Here is a 24,240-nt window from a genome sequence, read left to right on the forward strand (position 1 = left end):
CCCGCCGCCAGACGGACTATCTGGCCACCATGCACAGCAATCGCCAGCCCGTCGTCATCCTCGTCCGCCCGCAGATGGGCGAGAATATCGGCGCCGCCGCCCGCGCCATGCTGAATTTCGGCCTGACCGAGATGCGGCTGGTCGATCCCCGCGACGGCTGGCCGAACCCGCGCGCCATCGCGATGGCGTCCGGCGCGGCGGGGCAGGTTCTGGACCGCGCGCGCATCTATCCGACCCTGGCCGAGGCGATGGAAGGCATCGACTTCGCCTTCGCCACCACCGCGCGGGGACGGGAACTGTCGAAACCCGTCCACACCCCCGCCACCGCGATGCAGATGGCGCGCGACCATGACGGCCGCTGCGCGATCATCTTCGGCCCGGAACGCACGGGGCTGGAAAACGACGACGTGGCCCGTGCCAACGCCATCGTGACGGTGCCGGTGAACCCCGACTTCCCCTCGTTGAACCTGGCGCAGGCGGTGCTGCTGATGGGATATGAATACGGCCGCGATCTGCTGCCCGCCGAGCCGTCCCCCCACCACGCCCGCCCCGAGGCCATCGCCTTGGCCGACCGGCTGGAGATCGAAAAGCTGGGCGATCATTTCGAGGAACGCCTGACCGAGGCAGGCTTCTTCTTCCCCGAGACCAAGGCCGCCTCCATGCGGTTGAACCTGCGCAACATGTGGTCGCGCCTGGCCCTGACGCGGGGCGACGTGCGCATCCTGCACGGGATGCTGCGGCAGTTGACCCGGCGCTGACCCCCACCTACCCTCTGCCCGACCTGAAGGAGCAAGCGATGGCCAAGCGCCCCGTTTTCGAGGAAGTCCTTGACCCCACCGCCAGCAGCCGCCCCGTCGCCCGGACCGGCATGATCGACGCCGCCCGCAATGGCGCCTCTCGCGGCGCGCGGCGCGCGATCCGCATCTGGATGATGGTGCTGTTCGTGATGGTCCTGGCGATGATCGCTCTGGGCGGGGCCACGCGGCTGACCGGATCGGGCCTGTCGATCGTCGAATGGGCGCCGGTGACGGGCACCATCCCGCCGACCACACAGGCGGAATGGCAAGCGGAATTCGAGGCTTACAAGCAGATCCCCCAATATGTCGAGGTCAACCCGGACATGGATCTGGCGGGCTTCAAGCAGATCTACTGGTGGGAATGGTCGCACCGCCTGCTGGGCCGCCTGGTCGGCCTGGTCTGGGCGGCGGGCTTCGTCTTCTTCCTGGCGACCAGGCGCATCCCGACCGGCTGGACGCCGCGCCTTCTGGGCCTTGGCGCACTGGGCGGGCTGCAAGGGGCCATCGGCTGGTGGATGGTCAGTTCCGGCCTGACCGAAGGCATGGTCCGCGTCGCCTCTTATCGCCTGGCCACGCATCTTGGCCTTGCCTTCGTCATCCTGGGCCTGATCGTGTGGTATGTCCTGCTGCTGGGCCGGACCGAGGCCGACCTGCTGCGCGCCCGCCGCGCCGGGGAAGCCAAGCTGTTTTCCATGTCCACCGGCCTGATGCACCTGGCCTTTTGCCAGATCCTGATCGGCGCGTTGGTCGCGGGCATCGACGCCGGTCGCACCTATACCGGCTGGCCGACCATGGGCGGGGAATGGATCCCGTCGCTGATCTGGGATGCCGCGCTTGGCTGGCGCAATCTGTTCGAGAACCCGGCCCTGGTGCAGTTCGTCCATCGCATGGTGGGATATCTGCTGGCGATCTTTGCCGTGGTCGTCTGGCTGCGCGCCCGCCGGTCGCCGCATCCCGTGACGCGAGGGGCCTTTACCGTCATGCTGGTGGCCGTTGCGGTGCAGGTTGGCCTGGGGATCATGAACGTGGTCCATGCCTCGCCCTTGGCCCTCGCGTTGACGCATCAGTTGGGCGCGGTGGCGCTGTTCGCGCTGATCATCCGGGCGCGGCATCACGCGCGTTACCCGCATGAAACTTCGGTCAGGGGGACCATTCGATGACGGCCATCAACGACTTGCTTGCCTTTCAACGCCAGACCGAGGCGCTGTCTTCGATTGCCGAACGGCTGGGCTGGGACCAGGAAACCGTGATGCCGCGCGGCGCGGTCGAACAGCGGGCCGAGGAGATGGCCGCCATCGAAGCGGTGCTGCACGAACGCCGCACCGATCCGCGCATCGGCGAATGGCTGGAGGTCGCCGAGCCGCAGACCGAGGCCGAGTCCCGTTCGGTCGAACTGATCGCCCGCGATTTCGGCCGGGCCAGCCGCATCCCGGCGCGGCTGGCGCAGGAACTGGCGCGGACGACATCGCTGGCGCAAGGCATCTGGGCCGAGGCGCGGGCCAAGGACGCGCCCGAGGATTTCCTGCCGACGCTGGATCAGGTGCTGATGCTGAAGCGCGAGGAAGCGTCCGCCCTGGCCGAGGGCGGCGATTTGTATGACGCGCTGCTGGACGATTACGAACAGGGCATGACGGGCGCGGAAATCGCCGCCCTGTTCGACGCCATGCGCCCGCGTCTGGTCGCGCTGCGCGAACAGGTGTTGGGTGCGGACAGTCAGCCGCAGCCGCTGACCGGCCATTTCCCGCAGGAAACCCAGATCCGGCTGGCCCGCATCTGCGCGACGGCCTTTGGCTATGACTGGACGCGGGGGCGGATGGACATCGCCGTCCATCCTTTCAGCAGCGGCCGCTGGCAGGACAGCCGCATCACCACGCGGGTGGTGGAGACCGATCCCTTCAACTGCCTCTATTCCACCATCCACGAGGTCGGCCATTCCAGCTATGAGCTGGGCATCGACCCGGATTACGCCTTCACGCCGCTGGGCCGGGGCGTGTCGATGGGCGTCCATGAAAGCCAGAGCCGCATCTATGAAAACCAGATGGGCCGGGGCCGGGCCTTCACCGGCTGGCTGTTCCACCGCATGTCCGACGCCTTCGACGGGCTGAACATCGCCGATGCGGATGCCTTCTATGCGACCGTGAACCGCGTCACCCCCGGCTTCATCCGCACCGAGGCCGACGAGGTGCAATACAACCTGCACATCATGATGCGCTTCGACCTGGAACGCGACCTGATCGCCGGGCGCCTGGGCGTGGACGACCTGCCCGAGGCCTGGAACGCCCGTTTCCTGCGCGATTTCGGCGTTGTGGTGGACCGCCCGGCGAATGGCGTCTTGCAGGACGTGCATTGGGCAGTGGGCCTGTTCGGCTATTTCCCGACCTATGCCCTGGGCAACGTCTTTGCGGGCTGCCTGAACCGGGCGATGCGCGATGCGGTGCCGGACCTGGACGCCTCGCTGGCGGCGGGCGATGCCGCGCCCGCCGTCGAATGGCTGCGCGAGACCGTGCAGCGCCATGGCGGGTTGAAGCGCCCGCGCACGCTGATCGAGGAGGCGACCGGCGGAGATGTGACGCCCGAGCCGCTGCTGGCCTATCTGGAACAGAAGTTCGGGCAGATTTACGATTTATGACGACAAAGGCCGGGCACAAGGCCCGGCCTTTCGCCTACCTGTTCCCCCACAGCGGCGCGTGGCGGTTCACGTCTTTATACAGCAAGTATCGGAACGGCCCCGGCCCGCCCGCATAGCAGGCCTGCGGGCAGAAGGCGCGCAGCCACATGTAATCGCCCGGCCCGACTTCGACCCAGTCGCGGTTCAGGCGATAGACGGCCTTGCCCTCCAGCACGAACAGGCCGTGTTCCATCACATGGGTTTCCGCGAAGGGGATCGATCCGCCCGGCTTGAAGGTCACGACGGTGATATGCATGTCGTGGCGCAGGTCGGCCGGGTCCATGAAGCGCGTGGTGCCCCAGGCGCCGTCCGTGTCGGGCATCATGGACGGCGCGATGTCCTGTTCCTGGGCGATGATCGGGTCGGGGCGGCTGACGCCCTCGACCGGCTGCCAGCGCTTGCGCCACCAGTGGAACCCGGTGTTGCCGGGGGTGGTGTTCTTCACGGACCAGACGGTGCCGGGGGGCACATAGGCGAAGCCGCCCGGACGCAGCAGGTGCTCGGCGCCATCGATGGTGACGGACATCTCTCCGCCGGTGACGAACAGGGCATGCTGGATTTCCGGGTCGTCGTCAGGGTTGTCCGATCCGCCGCCCTCGGCCAGTTCGACGATGTACTGGCTGAAGGTTTCCGCGAAGCCCGACAGCGGCCGGGCGATCATCCACATGCGCATCCCCGTCCAGCCGGGCAGATAGCTGGTCACGATATCGCGCATCACGGTGCGGGGGATGACCGCATAGGCTTCGGTAAAGACGGCCGTATCGGTGGTCATCCCGGTCTGCGGCGGCAGGCCGGCGACCGGCCCGGCATAGGGTACGCGGTTGGGGTGGGCGACGGGGACTTCGGCGATGTCGCCGGTCGGGGCGCCGGCGGGGGGAAGATCGTTCATTTCAGGGCCTCTTTCAGGCGAAGCTCGCCGATGCGCGCGACCTGGCGTTCGGCCTCGGCGCGTTCGGTCGGGGTGTCGTTGTCGATGCGGGCCTGCATGGCGCGCATGATGCCCGCCTTGTCGTGGTCGCGCACGGCGATGATGAAGGGAAAGCCGTGCTTGGCGACATAGGCGTCGTTCAGGCGGGTGAAGGTCGCGCGTTCCTCGTCGGTCAGGCTGTCCAGACCGGCGCTGGCCTGTTCGGCGGTGCTGTCGGCCGTCAGGCGCTTGGCCTGCGCCAGCTTGCCCGCCAGATCCGGGTGGGCGTTCAGAACGCCCAGCCGTTCCTCGTCCGAGGCGCTGCGGAACACCTGCGCCATGCGCGCGGCAAGCCCCGCCGCGCTGTCATGGACCGCGCCCATCTCGCCGTCCCAGACGCGTTCGGCGATCCAGGGGGAGTGTTCGTAGATGCCGCCGAATTTCTGGACGAAGCTGTCGCGATCCATCTCGGACGGGCGTTGGCGCGGCTGCCAGGGATGCACCTCGGCCCAGTGGCGCGCGATGTCCAGGCGGCTGGCGAACCAGACGCCCTCATGCGCGCGGCAGTGGTCCAGGAACCGCTGGATCGCCATGGCCCGGCCCGGACGCCCGGCAAGGCGGCAATGCAGGCCGACGCTCATCATCTTGGGCGCGCCCGCCTGGCCTTCCGCATAAAGCACGTCGAAGCTGTCGCGCAGGTAATCGAAGAATTCGACCCCGGTGCCGAAGCCTTGGCCGCTGGAGAACCGCATGTCGTTGGCGTCCATCGTATAGGGCACCATCAGCTGCGGTCGGCCATTGTGGACATGCCAATAGGGCAGGTCGTCGGCGATGGTGTCGGCCAGGTATTCGAAGCCGCCTTCCTCGCAGCCAAGCGCCACCGTGTTCATGGACGTGCGGCCCTGATAGAAGCCGCGCGGGCGTTCGCCGGTGACGGCGGTGTGCAGGGCTATGGCCTGGGCGATGTGGTCGGCCTCGACCTCGCGCGGGATGTCCTTGTAGTCGATCCATTTCAGCCCGTGGGTCGCGATCTCCCATCCGGCGGACTTCATCGCGGCGACCTGTTCGGGGCTGCGTTCCAGCGCGGTGGCGACGCCATACACGGTGACGGGGATGTCCTTCAAAAGCCGGTGCAGCCGCCAGAACCCGGCCCGCGCGCCATAGTCATAGATCGATTCCATGTTCCAGTGCCGCTTGCCCGGCCAGGGCTGGGCGCCGATGATTTCGGACAGGAAGGCCTCGCTGGCGGCGTCGCCATGTTCGATGCTGTTCTCGCCGCCTTCCTCGTAGTTTACGACGATCTGCACCGCGATCCGGGCGCCGCCGGGCCATTGCGGGTCGGGGGTTGTTTCTCCATATCCTCGCAGGTCGCGGCTATAGCGCATCGGGCATCCTTTCCGTGGCGGCATTGCCACAGCAAACCGCGCGACGGCCTGCGCGGCAAGCGGGCAGTGGCACAATTCTGTATCAACGAATCGGAAAAGATCACCTGCGCTTTCAAATGACCATTGAAAGACTTGCGGGCTGGGGCCGATTGTTGCGTCCGTCACGGCCCCCATAAGCTGCGCGCATGGCGGCCGGAGGAAGCCGCGCGGGAGGGAACCCATGGAACGCTACTTCAAGCTGTCGCAGCATGGCAGCACCGTCAGGACCGAGGTGATCGCCGGAATCACCACCTTCCTGACGATGGCCTATATCATCTTCGTCAACCCCGACATCCTGTCGACCACGGGGATGGACCGCAACGCCGTGTTCATCGCCACCTGCCTGGCCGCCGCCATCGGCTCGGCGGTGATGGGGCTGTGGGCCAACTGGCCGATCGGCATGGCGCCGGGCATGGGCCTGAACGCCTTTTTCGCCTTCACCGTGGTGGGCGCCATGGGCTTCACCTGGCAGCAGGCACTGGGCGCGGTCTTCATCAGCGGCATCATCTTCCTGATCCTGTCGGCCACCGGCATCCGCCGCTGGCTGGTGGCGGGGATCCCGCTGTCGATGCGCAGCGGGGTCGCCGCCGGGATCGGCATGTTCCTGGGCATCATCGCGCTGAAATCTTCGGGCATCGTGGTCGGCAGCGAGGCGACGCTGGTCGCCCTGGGCGACCTGACCAACGCCGGCACCCTGCTGGCGATCCTGGGCTTCTTCATCATCGTGGCGCTGGACGCGCTGCGGGTGACGGGGGCGATCCTGATCGGCATCCTGGTGGTCACGGTCGCGTCGATCCTGCTGGGCGTCAGCCAGTTCGGGGGCGTGATGTCGATGCCGCCCTCCATCGCGCCGACTCTGCTGCAACTGGATATCGTGGGGGCGCTGCATTACGGCATCTTCCACGTCATCCTGGTCATGGTCCTGGTCGAGGTCTTCGACGCCACCGGCACGCTGATCGGCGTCGCCAAGCGCGCGGGCCTGCTGAAGGAAGGCCCGGCCCATACCAATCCCGGCCTGTCGCGCGCGCTGATGGCGGATTCGACCGCGATCACCGTCGGCTCGATGCTGGGCACGTCGTCGACCACCGCCTATGTCGAAAGCGCGTCGGGCGTGCAGGCGGGCGGGCGCACCGGCCTGACGGCCCTGGTCGTGGCGCTGCTGTTCCTGCTGGCGATGTTCTTCGCGCCGCTGGCCGGATCGGTGCCCGCCTATGCCACCGCGCCCGCGCTGCTGTATGTGGCGACCCTGATGGTCCGCGAACTGGCCGAGATCGCCTGGGAGGACGTGACCGAGGCCGCCCCCGCCGTCCTGACCGCCCTGGCGATGCCCTTTACCTATTCCATCGCCAACGGCCTGGCCTTCGGCTTCATCAGCTATGCGGTGATCAAGCTGCTGACCGGCAAGGCGTCGCAGGTGCACCTGGCGACCTGGATCGTGGCGGCGCTGTTCGTGATCAAGTTCGCGTTCTTCGGGGGGCATTGATAGACAGCTTCGGCAGACAGGTCCGGGCGGGAAACGGAAACGCATGCGTTTCCCGCCGCTTCCCGACATTGCCCCAAAGACGGTGCCGCCCCATGACCACGGAAGGCCGACGCCCGTCCAGGCGGGGCGGGCGACGGGCCGGCCTGTGAGGCCCATGCCCGGCGGTTCAGGTGGATATGGCGCGCCATGGCGAAGGCGGCGGCGGAATCTGGTCCCTCTGAAGCTCAGCCCCCCATCGCCGCAGACAGTTCCGCCGCCGCCGCCGCCACGACCGCACCCAGCGTCTTGACGTGTTCGTGCCCGATCCGGTGGGTCGGGCCGCTGACGCTGACGCCTGCGATCGCCTCTCCGGTCAGGTCGAAGACCGGGGCGGCGATGCAGCGCATTCCGCGCGATTTTTCCTCGTCGTCGAAGGAAAAGCCGCGGGCGCGGATGCGGGCCATGTCCTCGGACAGGGCATCGGGCGTGGTCAGCGTCCGGTCGGTGAACCGTGTCAGGCCGGGACCGTCCAGATAGCCGCGCAGAATCTCGGGGCGGCCGAAGGCCAGCAGCGCCTTGCCGATGCCGGACGCGTGCAGGGGCGACCGGGTGCCGGGCGGAAAGAAGGCGCGGATGGTTTCCTGCGTTTCGGCCTGGCTGACGAACAGCACCGCGTCGCCGTTCAGGATCCCCAGGTTCGCGGTTTCGCCGGTATGTTTCATCAGGGCTTGCAGGATCGGGCGGGCGCGTTCGACGATGCCCGACCGGCGCATGAAGGCAGACCCCAGCCGGAAGGTCGCGGGGCCGATGTTCCAGGCCTGCGTGGCCGGGTCGCTTTCCACCATGCCGCGCGCCGCCAGCGAATGCAGCAGGCGATGCACGGTCGAGGGCGACTGCTCCATCCGCTCGGCGACCTCGCTCAGCGTCAGGCCGGGATGGGCGGCCAGCAGATCCAGCATGTCCAGCGCGCGGTCCAGCACCTGCACCGTGCCGCCTGTGTCCTTGGCACTGCGGGGGCGGCCCCTGCGGCGAGTGGGTTCTGACATTTTCGTCCCTTCCTAAAGAATACATATCCGAAAGCGCGAAAATCGTGGCGGCACCTTTGAAAAATGCCAAGTCCCTGAACTGCGCCGCTATTTCGGCTTTTATCGCCAAAATGGAAATGTTTTCCAGAAAAATTGTGGCATCTGGCCGCAGGGGGTATCCTGCGCTTATCAGAGGAGGAACAGCCATGACCAGCCAGAATCCCGTGTTCATTCCCGGCCCGACCAATATCCCAGAAGTGCTGCGCAAGGCCGTGGACATGCCCACGATCGACCATCGCAGCCCGGTCTTCGGGCGGATCCTGCATCCCGCGCTGGAGGGTGTGAAGAAGGTGTTGAAGACCACGCAGGGGCAGGTCTTCGTTTTCCCTTCGACCGGGACCGGCGGGTGGGAAACCGCGATCACCAACACCCTGTCGCCCGGCGACAAGGTTCTGGCGACCCGCAACGGCATGTTCAGCCACCGCTGGATCGACATGTGCCAGCGCCACGGGCTGGACGTTCAGGTCGTCGCCCAGGAATGGGGCGAGGGCGTTCCCGCCGACCGTTTCGAGGAAATCCTGACCGTCGACAAGTCGCATGAAATCAAAGTCGTCCTAGCCACCCATAATGAGACTGCGACCGGCGTGCGCAGCGACATCGCCGCCGTCCGCCGCGCCCTGGATGCGGCGGACCACCCGGCGCTGCTGTTCGTGGACGGGGTTTCGTCGATTGCGTGCTATGATTTCCGCATGGACGAATGGGGCGTCGATATTGCCGTGACCGGCAGCCAGAAGGGCTTCATGCTGCCCCCTGGCCTCGCCATCGTCGGCTTCTCGCCCAAGGCCATGGCGGCGGTCGAGACCGCGACGCTGCCGCGCACCTTCTTTGACATCCGCGACATGGCCAAGGGCTATGCCGCTAACGGCTATCCCTATACGCCGCCGGTCGGGCTGCTGAACGGGCTGAACGTCGCCTGCGACATGCTGCTGGACGAGGGGCTGGAGAACGTCTTCGCCCGCCACCACCGCATCGCCGAGGGCGTGCGCCGCGCGGTCGGGGCCTGGGGGATGCAGCTTTGCGCCAAGCGCCCGGAGCTTTATTCCGACAGCGTGAGCGCGATCCACACGCCGGAAGGGTTCGACGCCAACAAGATCGTCAGCCACGCGCTGAACGCCTATGGCGTGGCCTTCGGGACCGGGCTTGGCAATGTCGCGGGCAAGGTGTTCCGCATCGGCCATCTGGGCAGCCTGACCGATGTCATGGCTCTGTCGGGCATCGCCACGGCGGAAATGGTCATGGCCGATCTGGGCCTGCCCGTGACGCTGGGCAGCGGTGTGGCCGCCGCGCAGGACCATTACCGCCACAGCGCCGCCGCCCTGCAAAAGGCCGCGTGATGAGGGACGCCATGGATATTCCCACTTACGAGGACATGCTGGCCGCGCATGACCGCATCCAGCCCTATATCCGCCGCACGCCGGTCCGCGTGTCGGATTACCTGAACGACCTGACCGGCGCGCAGCTGTTCTTCAAATGCGAGAACTTCCAAGAGCCGGGGGCCTTCAAGGTCCGCGGCGCCGCCAACGCGGTCTTCGGCCTGGACGAGGCGCAGGCGGCCAAGGGCGTTGCCACGCACAGTTCGGGCAACCACGCCTCCTGCCTGTCCTATGCCGCGATGCGCCGGGGGATCCCCTGCAACGTCGTCATGCCGCGCACCGCGCCGCAGGCCAAGAAGGACACGGTGCGCCGCTATGGCGGGGTCATCACCGAATGCGAACCGTCCACGTCTTCGCGCGAGGCGACCTTCGCCCAGGTTCAGGCGGCGACCGGCGGCGATTTCGTCCACCCCTATAACGATCCGCGCGTGATCGCGGGGCAGGGCACCTGCGCGCGCGAGTTCATGGAGCAGACCGACGGGCTGGACATGGTTGTGGCGCCCATTGGCGGCGGCGGCATGATCTCGGGCACCTGCCTGACGCTTTCGACGCTGGCGCCCGAGGTGAAGGTGATCGCGGCGGAACCAGAACAAGCCGACGACGCCTATCGCAGCTTCAAGGCGGGCCACATCATCGCCGACGACGCGCCCAAGACCATCGCGGACGGGTTGCTGGTGCCGCTGAAGGATCTGACCTGGCATTTCGTCAGCAACCACGTGTCCGAGATCTACACCGCATCCGACGCGGAAATCATCGACGCGATGAAGCTGATCTGGAAGCACCTGCGCGTCGTGATGGAGCCCAGCAGCGCCGTGCCGCTGGCGACCATCCTGAAGAACAAGGACGCATTCGCCGGCAAGCGCGTCGGCATCATCATCACCGGCGGCAATGTCGATCTCGACAAGCTGCCCTGGATCTAAGGAGCGCCACCATGAACGCACCCGTGAACTTCGACAATCTGGAAGTCGGCTTCGACGTGCCCGCGCTGCCGGGCATGGATGAGGCGGATATCCAGACGCCCTGCCTGATCCTGGATCTGGACGCGCTGGAGCGGAACATCAAGAAGATGGGCGATTACGCCAAGGCGCATAACATGCGCCACCGCAGCCATGGCAAGATGCACAAGTCGGTGGACGTGCAGAAATTGCAGGAATCCCTCGGCGGCGCCGTGGGTGTCTGCTGCCAGAAGGTCAGCGAGGCCGAGGTCTTTGCCCGTGGGGGCATCAAGGACATCCTGGTCAGCAACCAGGTCCGCGATGCGGCCAAGATCGACCGTCTGGCGCGGATGCCCAAGCTGGGCGCGACCGTGACCGTCTGCGTCGATGACGTGGCGAACGTGGCCGATCTGTCGGCGGCGGCGCAAAAGCACGGCACCGAACTGGGCGTCTTCGTGGAGATCGACTGCGGCGCGGGCCGCTGCGGCGTCAAGACCACGCCCGAGGTGGTCGAGATCGCCAAGGCCGTCGCCGCCGCGCCGAACCTGACTTTCAAGGGCATCCAGGCCTATCAGGGCGCGATGCAGCACATGGACAGCTATGACGACCGCAAGGCCAAGCTGGATGCGGCCATCGCCCAGGTCAGCGATGCCGTCGAGGCGCTGAAGGCCGAGGGGCTGGAGCCGCAGTTCGTATCCGGCGGCGGCACCGGCAGCTATTATTTCGAAAGCAATTCGGGCGTTTACAACGAATTGCAATGCGGCAGCTATGCCTTCATGGACGCCGACTATGGCCGCATCCACGACAAGGACGGCCGCCGCATCGACCAGGGCGAATGGGAAAATGCGCTGTTCATTCTGACCTCGGTCATGTCCCACGCCAAGCCGCATCTGGCGGTGGTGGACGCGGGCCTCAAGGCGCAGTCGGTCGATAGCGGGCTGCCCTTCGTCTATGGCCGCACGGATGTGAAATACATCAAGTGCAGCGACGAACATGGCGTGGTCGAGGATCCGAACGGCGTTCTCAAGGTCAACGACAAGCTGCGGCTGGTGCCGGGCCATTGCGATCCGACCTGCAACGTCCATGACTGGTATGTGGGCGTCCGCAACGGCAAGGTGGAAACGCTGTGGCCGGTTTCGGCGCGTGGGAAGGCCTATTGATGTGGGTCGTTCCTGAATCCGAGATCGCCGGGCTGATGACCCCCGAGGCCGCGTTCGACGCGGTCGAGGCGGTCTTTGCCGCCATGGCGCGGGGCGATGCCCGGAACTTTCCGGTGGTGCGCGAGGCCATCGGGCACGAGGATGCCCTTTACGGCTTCAAGGGTGGCTTCGACGGGGCGGGCATGACGCTGGGGTTGAAGGCCGGGGGATATTGGCCGAACAACGCGGGTCACGGGCTGATCAACCACCAGTCCACCGTGTTCCTGTTCGACCCGGATACGGGACGCGTGTCGGCAGCGGTCGGAGGGAACCTGCTGACCGCCCTGCGCACGGCGGCGGCAAGCGCGGTCTCCAGCANCCAAGGTGCTGGGCATGATCGGGGCGGGCCACCAGTCCGCCTTCCAGATGCGCGCCGCCGTGCGCTTCGGCAATTTCGAGAAGGTCATCGGCTGGAACCCGCATCCCGACATGCTGACCCGCCTGGCCGACACCGCCGCCGAACTGGGTCTGCCGTTTCAGGCCGTGGACCTGCCGACGCTCGGCGAACAGGCGGACGTGATCGTCAGCATCACCTCGGCCTTCGAGCCGCTTCTGCTGGACGGTCACGTCAAGGGTCCGACCCATATCGCGGCCATGGGCACCGACACCAAGGGCAAGCAGGAACTGGATCCCGCCCTTGTCGCCCGCGCGCGCCTGTTCACCGACGAAGTTGCCCAATCCGTCAGCATCGGTGAATTCCAGCACGCGGCGGCGCAGAAACTGATTTCCGAAAGCGATGTCATCCCCTTGGGTCGGGTCATTACCGGCCAGAACGAGGGACGCGGCAATGCAGAGATCACCATCTTCGACGGCACCGGCGTGGGCTTGCAGGATCTGGCCGTCGCGAGGGCCGTGGTCGAACTGGCGAAAGAACAGGGAAAGGCCACCAAGGTCGAGATCTGAACAAAACAAGGCAGCCGTGGAAAGGGAGGTCCGCAATGTCTGATGCAACCTATCAGGGGGGCGTTCATCCGGTGGATGAACTGCTGCCCGCGCCCAAGCTGCTGACGCTTGGGTTCCAGCATGTGCTGGTCATGTATGCGGGCGCCATCGCGGTGCCGCTGATCGTGGGCCGCGCGCTGAACCTGCCGCCCGAGGAGGTGGCGTTCCTGATTTCCGCCGACCTGTTCGTCTGCGGCATCGTGTCCATCATCCAGAGCCTGGGCGCGACCCAGTGGTTCGGCATCAAGCTGCCGGTGATGATGGGCGTGACCTTCGCCTCGGTCGGGCCGATGGTGGCGGTCGCCACCTCGACGCCGGGGCATGAAGGCGCGCGGGCGCTGTTCGGCGCCATCATCGCGGCGGGCGTGATCGGCATCGTCATCGCGCCGTTCATATCGAAAATGCTACGGTTCTTTCCGCCGGTGGTGACGGGCACGCTGATTCTGACCATCGGCATCAGCCTGATGCCCATCGGCATCAACTGGATCTTCGGCCTGCAAGCCGGTCCGACCGCTCCCAAGATCGTCGACCCCGAAGCCGCCGCCTGGCTGGACGCGGCCCGCGCGGCGGGCAATGTCCCCGCCAGCGTGACCCTGGCGCCGACGGTGCAGAACCCGCTTTATGCCGCAGGCCAGAACATCCTGATCGCGGTGCTGGTGCTGGGCACGATCCTGCTGGTGTCGAAATTCGCGCGCGGTTTTCTGTCGAACATCGCCGTGCTGGTGGGCATCGTCGTGGGCGGCGTGGTCGCGGCGGCCCTGGGCATGATGAGCTTCGACAAGGTGGGCGCGGCGGAATGGTTCGCGGTCATCAAGCCGTTCCATTTCGGGATGCCGACCTTCGACCCGATCATGATCGCCACGATGGTGCTGGTCATGCTGGTCACGCTGATCGAATCCACGGGCATGTTTCTGGCGCTGTCCGACATCTGCAAGAAGCCGCTGGAGCAGAAATCCCTGGCCGCCGGTCTGCGCGCGGATGGTCTGGGCACGGTGATCGGCGGGATCTTCAACACCTTCCCCTATACCTCCTTCAGCCAGAACGTCGGCCTTGTCGGCGTGACCGGCATCCGGTCACGCTTCGTCTGCGTGGCGGGGGGCGCGATCATGATCGTGCTGGGGCTGATCCCGAAGATGGGGGCGTTGGTGGAAAGCTTGCCGACCACGGTTCTGGGCGGCGCGGGGCTGGTGATGTTCGGCATGGTCGCGGCGACCGGCGTGCGGATCCTGGCGCGGGTCGATTTCGCGACCAACCGGCACAACCTGTTCATCGTCGCGATCTCGGTGGGCATGGGGATGATCCCGCTGGTGGCGCCGAACTTCAACCAGTGGATGCCGCATGCGATCCACCCGCTGATCCATTCCGGCATCCTGCTGGCGGCGATCACGGCGGTGATCCTCAACTGGTTCTATAACGGCGCGGCCCATGTGGACGAAGCCGCGATCCGCGAGGCGGGCCATGTCGCGGACCACTAGGACGCTGATCCGGGGGGCCGAGGTCGTCGTCACCATGGACGACGCCCGGCGCGAGATCCGGGGCGGCGATGTCCTGATCGAGAACGGAAGGATCGTCGCGGCGGGTGAGAACCTGCCGCACGACGGCGCCGAGGTGGTCGATGCCTCGGGCTGCGTGGTCACGCCGGGGCTGGTCAACACCCACCACCACCTGTTCCAGACCCTGACGCGCGCCGTGCCTGCCGCCCAGGACGCGGCGCTGTTCGGCTGGCTGCGGACGCTTTATCCGATCTGGGCGCGGATGACGCCCGACGACATCCGCCTGTCGGCCGAAGTGGGGCTGGCGGAACTGGCCCTGTCGGGCTGCACCTGTTCGTCAGACCACCTGTATCTTTATCCCAATGGGTCGCGCCTGGACGACAGCATCGAGGCCGCGCAAAAGATCGGCATCCGCTTCACCGCCACGCGCGGAGCCATGTCGATCGGCGAAAGCAAGGGCGGGTTGCCGCCCGACGCCTTGGTCGAGGACGAGGCCGCGATCCTGCGCGACAGCGAACGGGTCGTGGACGCCTTCCACGAGCCGGGCGAGGGCGCGATGGTGCAGGTCGGCCTGGCACCCTGTTCGCCCTTTTCGGTCAGCCGCGAGCTGATGCGCGACGCGGCGATCCTGGCGCGGGAAAAGGGCGTCCGCCTGCACACCCACCTGGCCGAGAATGACGAGGACATCCGCTATTCCCTGGACAATTTCGGGATGCTGCCGGGCGATTACGCGGAAAGCCTGGGCTGGACCGGCGACGATGTGTGGCACGCCCATTGTGTGAAGCTGTCCCCGCCGGAAATCGACCTGTTCGCCCGCACCGGCACTGGGGTCGCGCATTGCCCCTGTTCCAACGCGCGGCTGGCCAGCGGCATCGCCCCGGTCCGGGCGATGCGGGACGCGGGGGTGCCGGTCGGCCTTGGCGTGGACGGATCGGCCAGCAACGATTGCAGCCATCTGGGGCTGGAGGCACGGCAGGCCATGCTGGTCGCGCGGCTGCGCGACGGTCCCGCCGCGATGGGCGCGCGCGAGGTGCTGGAAATCGCGACGCTGGGCGGAACGCGGGTGCTGGGGCGGACTGATATCGGGGCGTTGAAGCCGGGGATGCAGGCGGATCTGGTGCTGTGGGACGTGTCGGACCTGCCGCTGGCGGGGCAATGGGATCCGGTCGCGGCGCTGGTCTTCTGCGCGCCGGTGCGGCCGCGCGCGGTCTATGTCGCGGGTCGGGCGGTGGTTGACGATCACCAGCTGCTGACGGCCGACCCGCGCGATCTGCGGGCGCGCGCCGAACAGGCCGTGGCGCGTCTGGCGGGGTAGCAGGGGGGCTGTCTGCCCCCCACGCACCTTGCGCGTTCCCCCCGAAGATATTTGTCCAAGGCAAAGGGCATTTTCTACGGAATCTTGAGACTACCTTGCTTATGGTCCCTCTCGTGCGCGCATAAGGGGATCGGTTATCAGGAAAACCACGATAATGAGGGGAGGGCGATGATGCCAGGATACCTGACCACCCATGTGCTGGACACGGCACGCGGCAAGCCTGCCGAAGGGATGGAGGTAGTGCTGTTCCGTCTGGACAACGGGCAGCGGACCGAGCTTGCGCGGCTGCGCACCAACCACGACGGACGCACCGACAGCCAGATCCTGCCGCAGGCGGATTTCGCGACCGGCACCTATGAGCTGGAATTCCACGCCGGGGCCTGGATGGACGCAACCGGGGTGGAGCCGGAAAGCCCGCGATTCCTCGACGTGATCCCAATCCGCTTCGGCATGTCGCAGGACGATCATTACCACGTCCCGCTGCTGGTCTCGCCCTTCGGCTATTCGACCTATCGGGGAAGCTGAGCGATGCTGCACCTGATCCCCGACCATATCGTCATCTGGGAATGGCTGGCCTTCGCCATCCGCTGGACCCATGTCATCACCGCCATCGCCTGGATCGGATCGTCCTTCTATTTCGTGGCGCTCGACCTGGGCCTGACCAAGGCGCCGGGCCTGCCCAAGGGGGCCCATGGCGAGGAATGGCAGGTCCATGGCGGCGGCTTCTACCACATCAACAAGTACCTGGTCGCCCCGGAACGGATGCCCGAGCATCTGACCTGGTTCAAATGGGAAAGCTACATGACCTGGATCAGCGGCGCGGCGCTGCTGATGGTCACCTATTGGGCCGGGGCAAACCTGTATCTGATCGACACGGCCAAGGCGGATCTGGCGACCTGGCAGGCGATCCTGATTTCGGCCGGGTCGCTGGCGCTTGGCTGGCTGATCTATGACACGCTGTGCAAGTCCAAGCTGGGCGAGACGCCCACGGTGCTGATGCTGCTTTTGTTCGTGGCGCTTGTGGTGATGGGTTGGGGCTATACGCAGGTCTTCACGGGCCGCGCGGCGCTGCTGCATCTGGGGGCGTTTACCGCGACGATCATGACCGCCAACGTGTTCTTCATCATCATGCCGAACCAGCGGATCGTCGTGGCGGATCTGAAGGCCGGGCGCGCGCCGGATCCGAAATACGGCAAAATCGCCAAGCTGCGGTCGACGCATAACAACTATCTGACGCTGCCGGTCATCTTCCTGATGCTGTCGAACCACTATCCGCTGGCCTTCGCCAGCCAGTACAACTGGCTGATTGCGGCGCTGATCTTCCTGATGGGGGTCACGATCCGACATTTCTTCAACACCATGCACGCCCGCAAGGGGATGCTGTGGTGGACCTGGGCGGTGACGGTCGTGCTGTTCATCATGGTGATGTGGCTGTCCTCGGCCGGGTTGAACCAGGACACCCTGGAACAGGCCGAGGCGCGTCCTCTGACCCCGGTCGAAACCCGTTTCGCCGAGGCCGAGGGCTTCCAGCAGGTCAGCGACATCGTGCTGGGCCGCTGTTCCATGTGCCACGCGCGCGAGCCGGGATACGAAGGGATCCTGCACGCGCCGAAGGGCGTGTTCCTGGAAACCCCCGCCGACATCGCCAAACACGCGCGCGAAATCTATGTCCAGGCGGGGCTGACCGATGCCATGCCGCCCGCCAATGTCAGCTTCATGGAACCGCAGGAACGGGCGCAGGTTATCCGCTGGTTCCGGTCGGCGGGTGGGGCCAGCCTGGCGGGGCTGTAGCGGACCGGAATGAACCATGGCCTCCGCGAGGGGCCGTTTTCATCAGAACACCTTTTTCAGTTCCCGCACCGCGAAATCCGCGAACATCCTGACCTTGGGATCCTGCAACCGCCGGTGCGGGGTCAGGCAGCCGAACTGGGCGGGCAGGGGGCGGTTCCGGGGCAGAACCTCGATCAGCCGGCCTGCCTGAAGGTCCGCCGCGACCTCGTACAGCGGGCGGTTGGCGATGCCTTCGCCGCCAAGCGCCCAGGCGGTCAGCACGTCGCCGTCGTCGGTGTCGAAGCGCCCGCCGACCATCATCTTGCGCGGCCCGTCCTCGTCCTGAAGCACCCAGAAATATTCCGGGCTGCGCGGATAGCGCAGCAGCAGGCAGTTGTGGCCCGCCAGATCCTCTGGCACCTGCGGGGTGCCGCGCTGCGCCAGGTAATCGGGCGAGGCCACCAGGACGCGCGGGCAATCGGCGATCTTGCGCCATTTCAGCGCCGAATCGGTGGGTTCACCCAGAAAGAAGGCCAGGTCGATGGCGTCTTCCACGATATTGACATTGCGGTCCGACAGCCGCAGCCGGAAATCCACGCCAGGGTTTTCGGCGCAGAAGGGCGGGATCAGCGGCGCGATCAGCCGCCGCCCCAGCCCCAGCGGCGCGGTCAGGCGGATCACCCCCTGCGGACGGCCCGAGAAACTGGACACAAGCGCCTCGGCCTCGTCCAGCGTGTCGATCACGCGCCGGGCGTTGTCGTAGAAGGCGCGGCCGATCTCGGTCGGGGTCAGCTTGCGGGTGGTGCGGTTCAGCAGCCTGACGCCGAAGCGGTTTTCCAGATCCTTGATGCGATTCGAGGCAACTGCCGGGGAAAGCCGCAGATCGCGCCCGCCCGCGGTGATCGACCCCAGTTCGACTACACGGACGAACACGCGCAGGCTTTCAAGATAGGACATGGGTGATAGGCCGCTTTCAAGGATTCGTGTAAAGTCTTCCGGGTCGGCACGGATTTCGCAACATTTATTTTCGCCATACCTTTCCTACGGGTCCACAGCCACAAAGGAACGCCATGACACCCGCGCTGCGCTTTTTGCTGAACGGCCGCCCGGTCGAACTGACCGCAGTCGGGGCGTCCGACACGCTGCTGGATTTCCTGCGCATCGACCGCCGCCTGACCGGCACCAAGGAAGGCTGCGCCGAGGGCGATTGCGGCGCCTGCACGGTGCTGGTGGGGCGGCTGGCCGACAACGGGCTGGTCTATGAGCCGGTGAACGCCTGCATCCGGTTCCTGGCGTCGCTGCACGGCTGCCATGTGGTGACGGTGGAACATCTGCGTGGCCCCGATGGCGGGCTGCATCCGATCCAGGCGGCGATGGTGGAATATCACGGCAGCCAGTGCGGCTTCTGCACGCCGGGGATCGTGATGGCACTGTACGGGCTGTGGATGTCGAACCCCGACGCGGGCGTGACCGAGATCGAAACGGCGCTTCAGGGCAACATCTGTCGCTGCACGGGGTATGAACCGATCATCAAGGCCGCCCTGGCCGCAGGCCGCGCGGGCGGGCAGGCGGCGGATGCCCTGGCGGTCGAACGCGAGGCGGTGGCCGCAACGCTGCGCGACATGACGGGCGAACGGATCGAACTGTCCAAGGGCGGCGAACGCGCCATCATCCCCGCTGACGCCGACGATCTGGCGGCGGTGCTGGAGGCGGAGCCCAAGGCCACGATCATCGCGGGCGCGACCGATGTGGGCCTGTGGGTCACGAAGTTCATGCGCGACATTTCCCCCGCCGTATTCATCGGACATCTGATGAAGGGCAAGCGCGTCGAGGATGGCGAAATCCGCCTGGGCGCGGGCGTGACCTACAGCGAGGCCGCGCCCCTGATCCGCCAGCATATTCCCGCCGCATACGATTACTGGCTGCGCATCGGCGGCTGGCAGGTGCGCAACATGGGCACGATCGGCGCGAACATCGCCAACGGATCCCCCATCGGCGACACGCCGCCGCTGCTGATCGCGCTGGCTGCGCGGATCGTGCTGCGCAAGGGCGCGGCGCGGCGCGAGGTGGCCTTGCAGGATTACTTCATCGAATACGGGCGTCAGGACCGCGCGCCCGGCGAATTCGTGGAGGAAGTCGTCATCCCGATCCGCCCGGACGCCCGGATCGCCGCCTACAAGATCAGCAAGCGCCGCGACAGCGACATCACCGCCGTCGCCGCCGGTTTTTGCCTGACGGTTGAAAATGGCACCATTACGGATGCCCGCGTGGCCTTCGGCGGCATGGCGGGCATCCCCAAGCGCGCCGCCGGGGCCGAGGCCGCGCTGACCGGCCAGCCGTTCGCGGCGGAAACCTTTGAAGCTGCCGCCCGTGCCGTGGCCGACGACTTCCAGCCGCTGTCCGACTGGCGCGCCAGCGCCGATTACCGCCGCACCGTGGCCGCCAACCTGTTCCGCCGCTTCTGGCTGGAGCAATCCGAACCGGGCCTGCCCGTCCGCCTGACCCAGGCCGTAGGAGCGTGACATGAAAGACGACACCACCATCCGCGGACAGGCGCATCAGGACACCATCCACGACAGCGCCATCAAGCACGTAACCGGCCGCGCCGACTATACCGACGACCTGGCCGAGCCCTATGGCTTGCTGCACGCCTATCTGGGCCTGTCGCAATGCGCCCATGGCAAGATCACGGGCATGGATTTCAGCGAAACCCTGGCGATGCCCGGCGTGGTCGGCGTCCTGACCGCCAAGGACATTCCCGGCGTCAACGACGTGTCGCCGAACGGCAAGAACGACGACCCGATCTTTGCCGAGGACGAGGTGCTGTTCTGGGGCCAGCCGGTCTTTGCCGTGATCGCGGAAACCCGCGACCAGGCGCGGCGCGCGGCGCACAAGGCGCGCATCAGCTATGACGTGCTGCCCCATGCGCTTGACCCGATGGCCGCGCGCGATGCGGGGATGGGCTATGTGACCGATCCCCTGACGCTGAAACGCGGCGATGCCGATGCGGGCATGGCCGCCGCGCCGCATGTCATCAAGGGCCGCTTCAATATCGGCGGGCAGGACCACTTCTACCTGGAAGGCCAGATCGCCATGGCCATTCCGGGCGAGGACGAGGACGTGACGATCAACGTCTCGACCCAGCACCCGTCCGAGGTGCAGCACATGGTGGCCCATGTCCTCGGCTGCCGGAACAACGCGGTGGTGGTGAACGTGCGGCGGATGGGGGGCGGCTTCGGCGGCAAGGAAACGCAGATGAACCTGTTTTCCTGCGTCGCGGCCATCGCCGCGAAACGCTGGAACCGCGCCGTCAAGATCCGCCCCGACCGCGACGACGACATGACCGCCACCGGCAAGCGCCACGATTTCGTCGTGGATTACGAGGTGGGCTTCGACGACGACGGCCGCATCCGCGCCGTCCAGGGAGACTGGTATGCCCGCTGCGGCTTTTCGGCGGATCTGTCCGGCCCGGTGACGGATCGCGCGCTGTTCCATTGCGACAACGCCTATTACTATCCCGATGTGCGCGTCAGCAGCCATCCGATGAAGACCCACACCGTCAGCAACACCGCCTTCCGGGGCTTCGGCGGGCCGCAAGGCGTGATCGTGGCCGAACGCATGGTCGAGGAGATCGCCTATGCCCTGGGCCTTGATCCGCTGGAGGTGCGCAAGCGCAACCTCTATAAGAACGGCCAACTGACCCCCTATCACCAAGAGGTCAACGACCAGATCCTGCCCCGCATCTTCCAGGAGCTTGATGAGAGCAGCGATTACCATGCCCGTCGCCGGGCCGTGCTGGACTGGAACGCAAAGGGCGGCGTGATCCGCAAGGGCATCGCGCTGACCCCGGTGAAGTTCGGCATCAGCTTCACCGCGACCTGGTTCAACCAGGCGGGCGCGCTGATCCATGTCTATAACGACGGGTCCATCGCGCTGAACCATGGCGGCTGCGAGATGGGGCAGGGCCTGAACACCAAGGTTGCCCAGGTCGTGGCCGAGGCCTTCCAGTGCGACATCGGCCAGATCAAGATCACCCGGACGACCACCGAAAAGGTGCCGAATACCTCGGCTACGGCGGCGTCCTCGGGGACCGACCTGAACGGCATGGCGGCGCTGGACGCGGCGGAACAGATCAAGGCGCGGCTGGTCGACTTCGTGGCAGAACGCTGGCAGCAGCCCAGGGACGCAATCCGCTTCGTGCCGGGCCATATCCGCGCGGGCGATCACGAAATCCCCTTCACCGAGGTGATCGCGGCGGCCTATATGGCGCGGATCCACCTGTCGGCGGCGGGCTTCTACAAGACCCCCAAGATCCACTGGGACCGGGCGACCGGACGGGGACGGCCCTTCTATTACTACGCCTATGGCGCGGCGGTGTCCGAGGTTTCGGTCGACACGCTGACAGGGGAATATGTGATCGACCGCACCGACGTGATCCACGACGTGGGCCGGTCGCTGAACCCCGCCATCGACAAGGGCCAGGTCGAGGGCGCCTTCGTCCAGGGCGCGGGCTGGCTGACCACCGAGGAATTGTGGTGGGACGACAAGGGGCGTCTGCGCACCCATGCGCCGTCCACCTACAAGGTGCCGCTGGCATCGGACCGGCCGCGCGTCTTCAACGTCAAGCTGGCCGACTGGTCGGAAAACAGCGAATGCAGCATCAAGCGGTCCAAGGCCGTGGGCGAGCCGCCCTTCATGCTGGGCATCAGCGTGTTCGAGGCGATCAACATGGCCGTGGCCTCGTTCAGCGATTACCGCGAACACCCCCGGCTGGACGCCCCGGCCACGCCTGAACGCGTGCTGATGGCGATCGAGGCGCTGCGCGGATGATCCGTGTCCGGGTCATATCGGCCCGCGGGTCCACCCCGCGCGACGCCGGGGCCGAGATGATCGTCGGCCCTGACAGCGTGAATGGCACCATCGGCGGCGGTCAGCTGGAATACATGGCCATCGACCGCGCGCGGCAGATGCTGGCCGCCGGAGAGGCCGAGGCCGGGATGGACATCCCCCTGGGGCCGGAGATCGGCCAATGCTGCGGCGGCCGGGTGGTCCTGCATCTGGATCGCCAGGGGCCGACGCCCGAAGATCGCTCCGACGTGCTGGTGTTCGGCGCGGGCCATGTCGGGCGCGCCTTGGCGCTCGCGCTGCACCCTTTGCCGGTCAACGCCACCCTGATCGACCCGCGTCCCGAGGAACTGGCCCGGGCCGCCCCCGGCATCTCTACAAAGTTGACCCCCTTGCCCGAGGCCGAGATCCGCGCCGCCCGCACCGGCAGCGCCGTTGTGATCCTGACCCATGACCATGCGCTGGATTTCCTGCTCGCGGCCGAGGCGCTGTCGCGGGGCGACCTGTCCTATGTCGGCATGATCGGCAGCGCCACGAAGCGGGCCCAGTTCACCCGCTTCGCCAGGGCCAAGGGCATCGACCCCGCGCCGCTGGTCTGCCCCATCGGCGCGGGCTTCACCCATGACAAACGCCCGGCGGTCATCGCCGCCTTCACCGCCGCCGAACTGATCACGCGACTGACCGCAGCTTCTTCTTTGAAAAAATACCCATGCAACAGTTGATCCGGGGCCGCGTCCTCGACTTCCACGCCGACCCCCATGATACCGCCGACAACCACCGCTATCTGGAAGACGGCGCCATCCTGGTCGCGGACGGCCGCATCCTGGCCGTGGACGACTACGCCGCGCTGGCCCGCGATGGCGTGGAGGAACTCGACCACCGCCCGCACCTGATCCTGCCGGGCTTCATCGACACGCATATCCATTTCCCGCAGGTCCAGGTGATCGCCAGCTGGGGCGCCCAGCTTCTGGACTGGCTGAACACCTATACCTTCCCCGAGGAAGCGCGCTTCAACCAGCAGGGCCACGCCCCCGCCATGGCCGATGCCTTCCTGAACCTTCTGACGGGTCACGGCACCACCACTGCCGTCGCCTTCTGTTCGGTCCACCCGGATTCGGCCGAGGCGCTGTTTTCCGCCGCCCATGCGCGGAACATGGCCATGGTCGCGGGCAAGGTGATGATGGACCGCAACGCGCCGCCGGAAGTGCTGGACACCCCGCAGCGGGGCTATGACGACAGCAAGGCGCTGATCGTCCGCTGGCATGGCACCGGACGGCAGCGTTATGCGATCACGCCGCGCTTCGCGATCACCTCGACGCCAGAGCAGATGGCTATGGCGGGGCAACTGGTCCGCGAGCATCCCGATTGCCACGTCCAGACCCATCTGTCGGAAAACCTGGAGGAAATCGACTTCACGCTGAGCCTCTATCCCCAGGCGCGCGACTATCTGGACATCTACGAAACCCACGGCCTGCTGTCCGACAGGCTGCTGCTGGGCCACTCCATCCACCTGCGCCCGCGAGAGATCGCGCGCATGGCGGAAACCGGCAGCCGGGCGGTGTTCTGCCCGACCTCGAACCTGTTCCTGGGATCGGGGCTGTTCGACGAAGGCGGGCTGCGCGCGGCGGGCGTGGTCAGCGGCATCGCCACCGATGTGGGCGGCGGCACCAGCTATTCGATGCTGCAAACCCTGAACGAGGGCTACAAGATCCTGCAACTGCGCGGCCAGAAGCTGACGCCGCTGTCGGCTTTTCACTGGATCACGCGTGGCAATGCCCGTGCCTTGGGAATGGAGGACCGGATCGGCACCCTGGCGCCCGGCAGCATGGCCGATCTGGTGGTTCTGGACAGCCGCGCAACCCCGGCGATGGCGCTGCGGATGGAACGGGCCGAGACGTTGGAGCAGGAACTGTTCGTCCTCCAGATCATGGGCGATGATCGGTCCGTCGCGCAGACCTATGTGGCGGGACAGGCGATGAAAACCGCGGCTTGAGCGCCGCGCGGGCTTTTCCGGCGCGCGCGGGC

Annotated in this window: 19 protein-coding genes and 1 pseudogene; 16 read left to right on the plus strand and 4 right to left on the minus strand. The window is 66.5% G+C overall.

Translation table 11 applies throughout. The features are described 5' to 3' along the window. The first annotated feature begins 29 nt into the window (after positions 1-29). Genes ACTJI6_RS02960 through ACTJI6_RS02970 form a run of 3 tightly spaced genes read left to right on the plus strand, consistent with a single transcriptional unit; the run spans position 30 to position 3,426 of the window. Positions 30-758 carry an RNA methyltransferase gene (locus tag ACTJI6_RS02960; RefSeq protein WP_440797696.1) on the plus strand — a complete coding sequence of 243 codons (729 nt, stop codon included), beginning with the start codon at positions 30-32 and terminating at the stop codon, positions 756-758. Between the two features lie 38 nt (positions 759-796). Beyond that, positions 797-1,957 carry a heme A synthase gene (gene ctaA / locus ACTJI6_RS02965; RefSeq protein WP_440797698.1) on the plus strand — a complete coding sequence of 387 codons (1,161 nt, stop codon included), beginning with the start codon at positions 797-799 and terminating at the stop codon, positions 1,955-1,957. Next, positions 1,954-3,426 (plus strand): carboxypeptidase M32, encoded by a 1,473-nt coding sequence (locus ACTJI6_RS02970; RefSeq protein ID WP_440797700.1) that lies wholly within the window; start codon positions 1,954-1,956, stop codon positions 3,424-3,426. Before ctaA ends, ACTJI6_RS02970 begins: the two co-directional genes overlap by 4 nt. Positions 3,427-3,460: 34 nt before the next feature. Here the strand turns inward: ACTJI6_RS02970 and ACTJI6_RS02975 are convergent, their stop codons facing one another. Together ACTJI6_RS02975 and puuE are read right to left on the minus strand one after the other, a co-directional pair. Beyond that, a complete protein-coding gene (locus tag ACTJI6_RS02975) occupies positions 3,461-4,354 on the minus strand; it encodes a bifunctional allantoicase/(S)-ureidoglycine aminohydrolase (protein WP_440797702.1) in 894 nt (297 codons plus the stop codon). Continuing rightward, entirely contained in the window at positions 4,351-5,757 is a 1,407-nt protein-coding gene (gene puuE / locus ACTJI6_RS02980; RefSeq protein ID WP_440797704.1) for an allantoinase PuuE, read from the minus strand. Before puuE ends, ACTJI6_RS02975 begins: the two co-directional genes overlap by 4 nt. A gap of 220 nt (positions 5,758-5,977) precedes the next feature. Here puuE and ACTJI6_RS02985 point away from each other — a divergent pair, with 220 nt between their 5' ends. Next, positions 5,978-7,279: an NCS2 family permease gene (locus tag ACTJI6_RS02985; RefSeq protein ID WP_440797706.1), complete on the plus strand. Its 1,302-nt coding sequence runs from the start codon at positions 5,978-5,980 to the stop codon at positions 7,277-7,279. Positions 7,280-7,503: 224 nt separating this feature from the next. Here the strand turns inward: ACTJI6_RS02985 and bhcR are convergent, their stop codons facing one another. After that, on the minus strand, positions 7,504-8,304 hold the full coding sequence (gene bhcR, locus ACTJI6_RS02990; RefSeq protein ID WP_440797708.1) for an HTH-type transcriptional regulator BhcR: 801 nt from the start codon (positions 8,302-8,304) through the stop codon (positions 7,504-7,506). Positions 8,305-8,489: 185 nt separating this feature from the next. On the opposite strand from bhcR, the gene bhcA reads away from it, so the two are divergent. The 8 genes and pseudogenes from bhcA to ACTJI6_RS03030 all read left to right on the plus strand — a co-directional run bounded on the left by bhcA (position 8,490) and on the right by ACTJI6_RS03030 (position 17,391). Next, complete coding sequence (gene bhcA, locus ACTJI6_RS02995) at positions 8,490-9,677, plus strand: L-aspartate--glyoxylate aminotransferase BhcA (RefSeq protein ID WP_440797710.1); 1,188 nt, start codon at positions 8,490-8,492, stop codon at positions 9,675-9,677. Beyond that, complete coding sequence (gene bhcB, locus ACTJI6_RS03000) at positions 9,677-10,636, plus strand: beta-hydroxyaspartate dehydratase BhcB (RefSeq protein ID WP_126154593.1); 960 nt, start codon at positions 9,677-9,679, stop codon at positions 10,634-10,636. Before bhcA ends, bhcB begins: the two co-directional genes overlap by 1 nt. 11 nt (positions 10,637-10,647) lie before the next feature. Beyond that, entirely contained in the window at positions 10,648-11,811 is a 1,164-nt protein-coding gene (gene bhcC / locus ACTJI6_RS03005; protein WP_440797712.1) for a 3-hydroxy-D-aspartate aldolase BhcC, read from the plus strand. Continuing rightward, a pseudogene (gene bhcD / locus ACTJI6_RS03010) lies at positions 11,811-12,753 on the plus strand (iminosuccinate reductase BhcD). Before bhcC ends, bhcD begins: the two are co-directional and overlap by 1 nt. A 35-nt stretch (positions 12,754-12,788) precedes the next feature. Then, on the plus strand, positions 12,789-14,267 hold the full coding sequence (locus ACTJI6_RS03015; protein ID WP_440797714.1) for a nucleobase:cation symporter-2 family protein: 1,479 nt from the start codon (positions 12,789-12,791) through the stop codon (positions 14,265-14,267). Continuing rightward, entirely contained in the window at positions 14,251-15,600 is a 1,350-nt protein-coding gene (locus ACTJI6_RS03020; RefSeq protein WP_440797716.1) for an 8-oxoguanine deaminase, read from the plus strand. Before ACTJI6_RS03015 ends, ACTJI6_RS03020 begins: the two co-directional genes overlap by 17 nt. Positions 15,601-15,771: 171 nt before the next feature. After that, complete coding sequence (uraH, locus tag ACTJI6_RS03025; protein WP_440798020.1) at positions 15,772-16,125, plus strand: hydroxyisourate hydrolase; 354 nt, start codon at positions 15,772-15,774, stop codon at positions 16,123-16,125. A 3-nt stretch (positions 16,126-16,128) separates the two neighbouring features. Beyond that, on the plus strand, positions 16,129-17,391 hold the full coding sequence (locus ACTJI6_RS03030) for a urate hydroxylase PuuD (protein WP_440797718.1): 1,263 nt from the start codon (positions 16,129-16,131) through the stop codon (positions 17,389-17,391). Positions 17,392-17,433: 42 nt separating this feature from the next. On the opposite strand, the gene ACTJI6_RS03035 is transcribed toward ACTJI6_RS03030, so the two are convergent. After that, the gene (locus ACTJI6_RS03035; RefSeq protein ID WP_126154588.1) at positions 17,434-18,327 is read right to left on the minus strand and encodes a LysR family transcriptional regulator; all 894 of its coding nucleotides are present in this window, start codon (positions 18,325-18,327) and stop codon (positions 17,434-17,436) included. A 113-nt stretch (positions 18,328-18,440) separates the two neighbouring features. Here ACTJI6_RS03035 and xdhA point away from each other — a divergent pair, with 113 nt between their 5' ends. The 4 genes from xdhA to guaD are packed head-to-tail and all read left to right on the plus strand — an operon-like array spanning position 18,441 to position 24,208. Further along, positions 18,441-19,892 (plus strand): xanthine dehydrogenase small subunit, encoded by a 1,452-nt coding sequence (xdhA, locus tag ACTJI6_RS03040; protein ID WP_440797721.1) that lies wholly within the window; start codon positions 18,441-18,443, stop codon positions 19,890-19,892. A 1-nt stretch (position 19,893) separates the two neighbouring features. Next, positions 19,894-22,200, plus strand: a complete 2,307-nt coding sequence (xdhB, locus tag ACTJI6_RS03045; protein ID WP_440797723.1) for a xanthine dehydrogenase molybdopterin binding subunit — start codon at positions 19,894-19,896, stop codon at positions 22,198-22,200. Further along, positions 22,197-22,937 (plus strand): xanthine dehydrogenase accessory protein XdhC, encoded by a 741-nt coding sequence (gene xdhC / locus ACTJI6_RS03050; protein WP_440797725.1) that lies wholly within the window; start codon positions 22,197-22,199, stop codon positions 22,935-22,937. The genes xdhB and xdhC overlap by 4 nt, the downstream gene beginning before the upstream one ends. Continuing rightward, entirely contained in the window at positions 22,925-24,208 is a 1,284-nt protein-coding gene (gene guaD / locus ACTJI6_RS03055) for a guanine deaminase (RefSeq protein ID WP_440797727.1), read from the plus strand. The genes xdhC and guaD overlap by 13 nt, the downstream gene beginning before the upstream one ends. Positions 24,209-24,240: the final 32 nt, after the last annotated feature.

It is taken from the genome of Paracoccus sp. 22332, from assembly GCF_052045125.1.
GTDB lineage: Bacteria > Pseudomonadota > Alphaproteobacteria > Rhodobacterales > Rhodobacteraceae > Paracoccus > Paracoccus haematequi_A.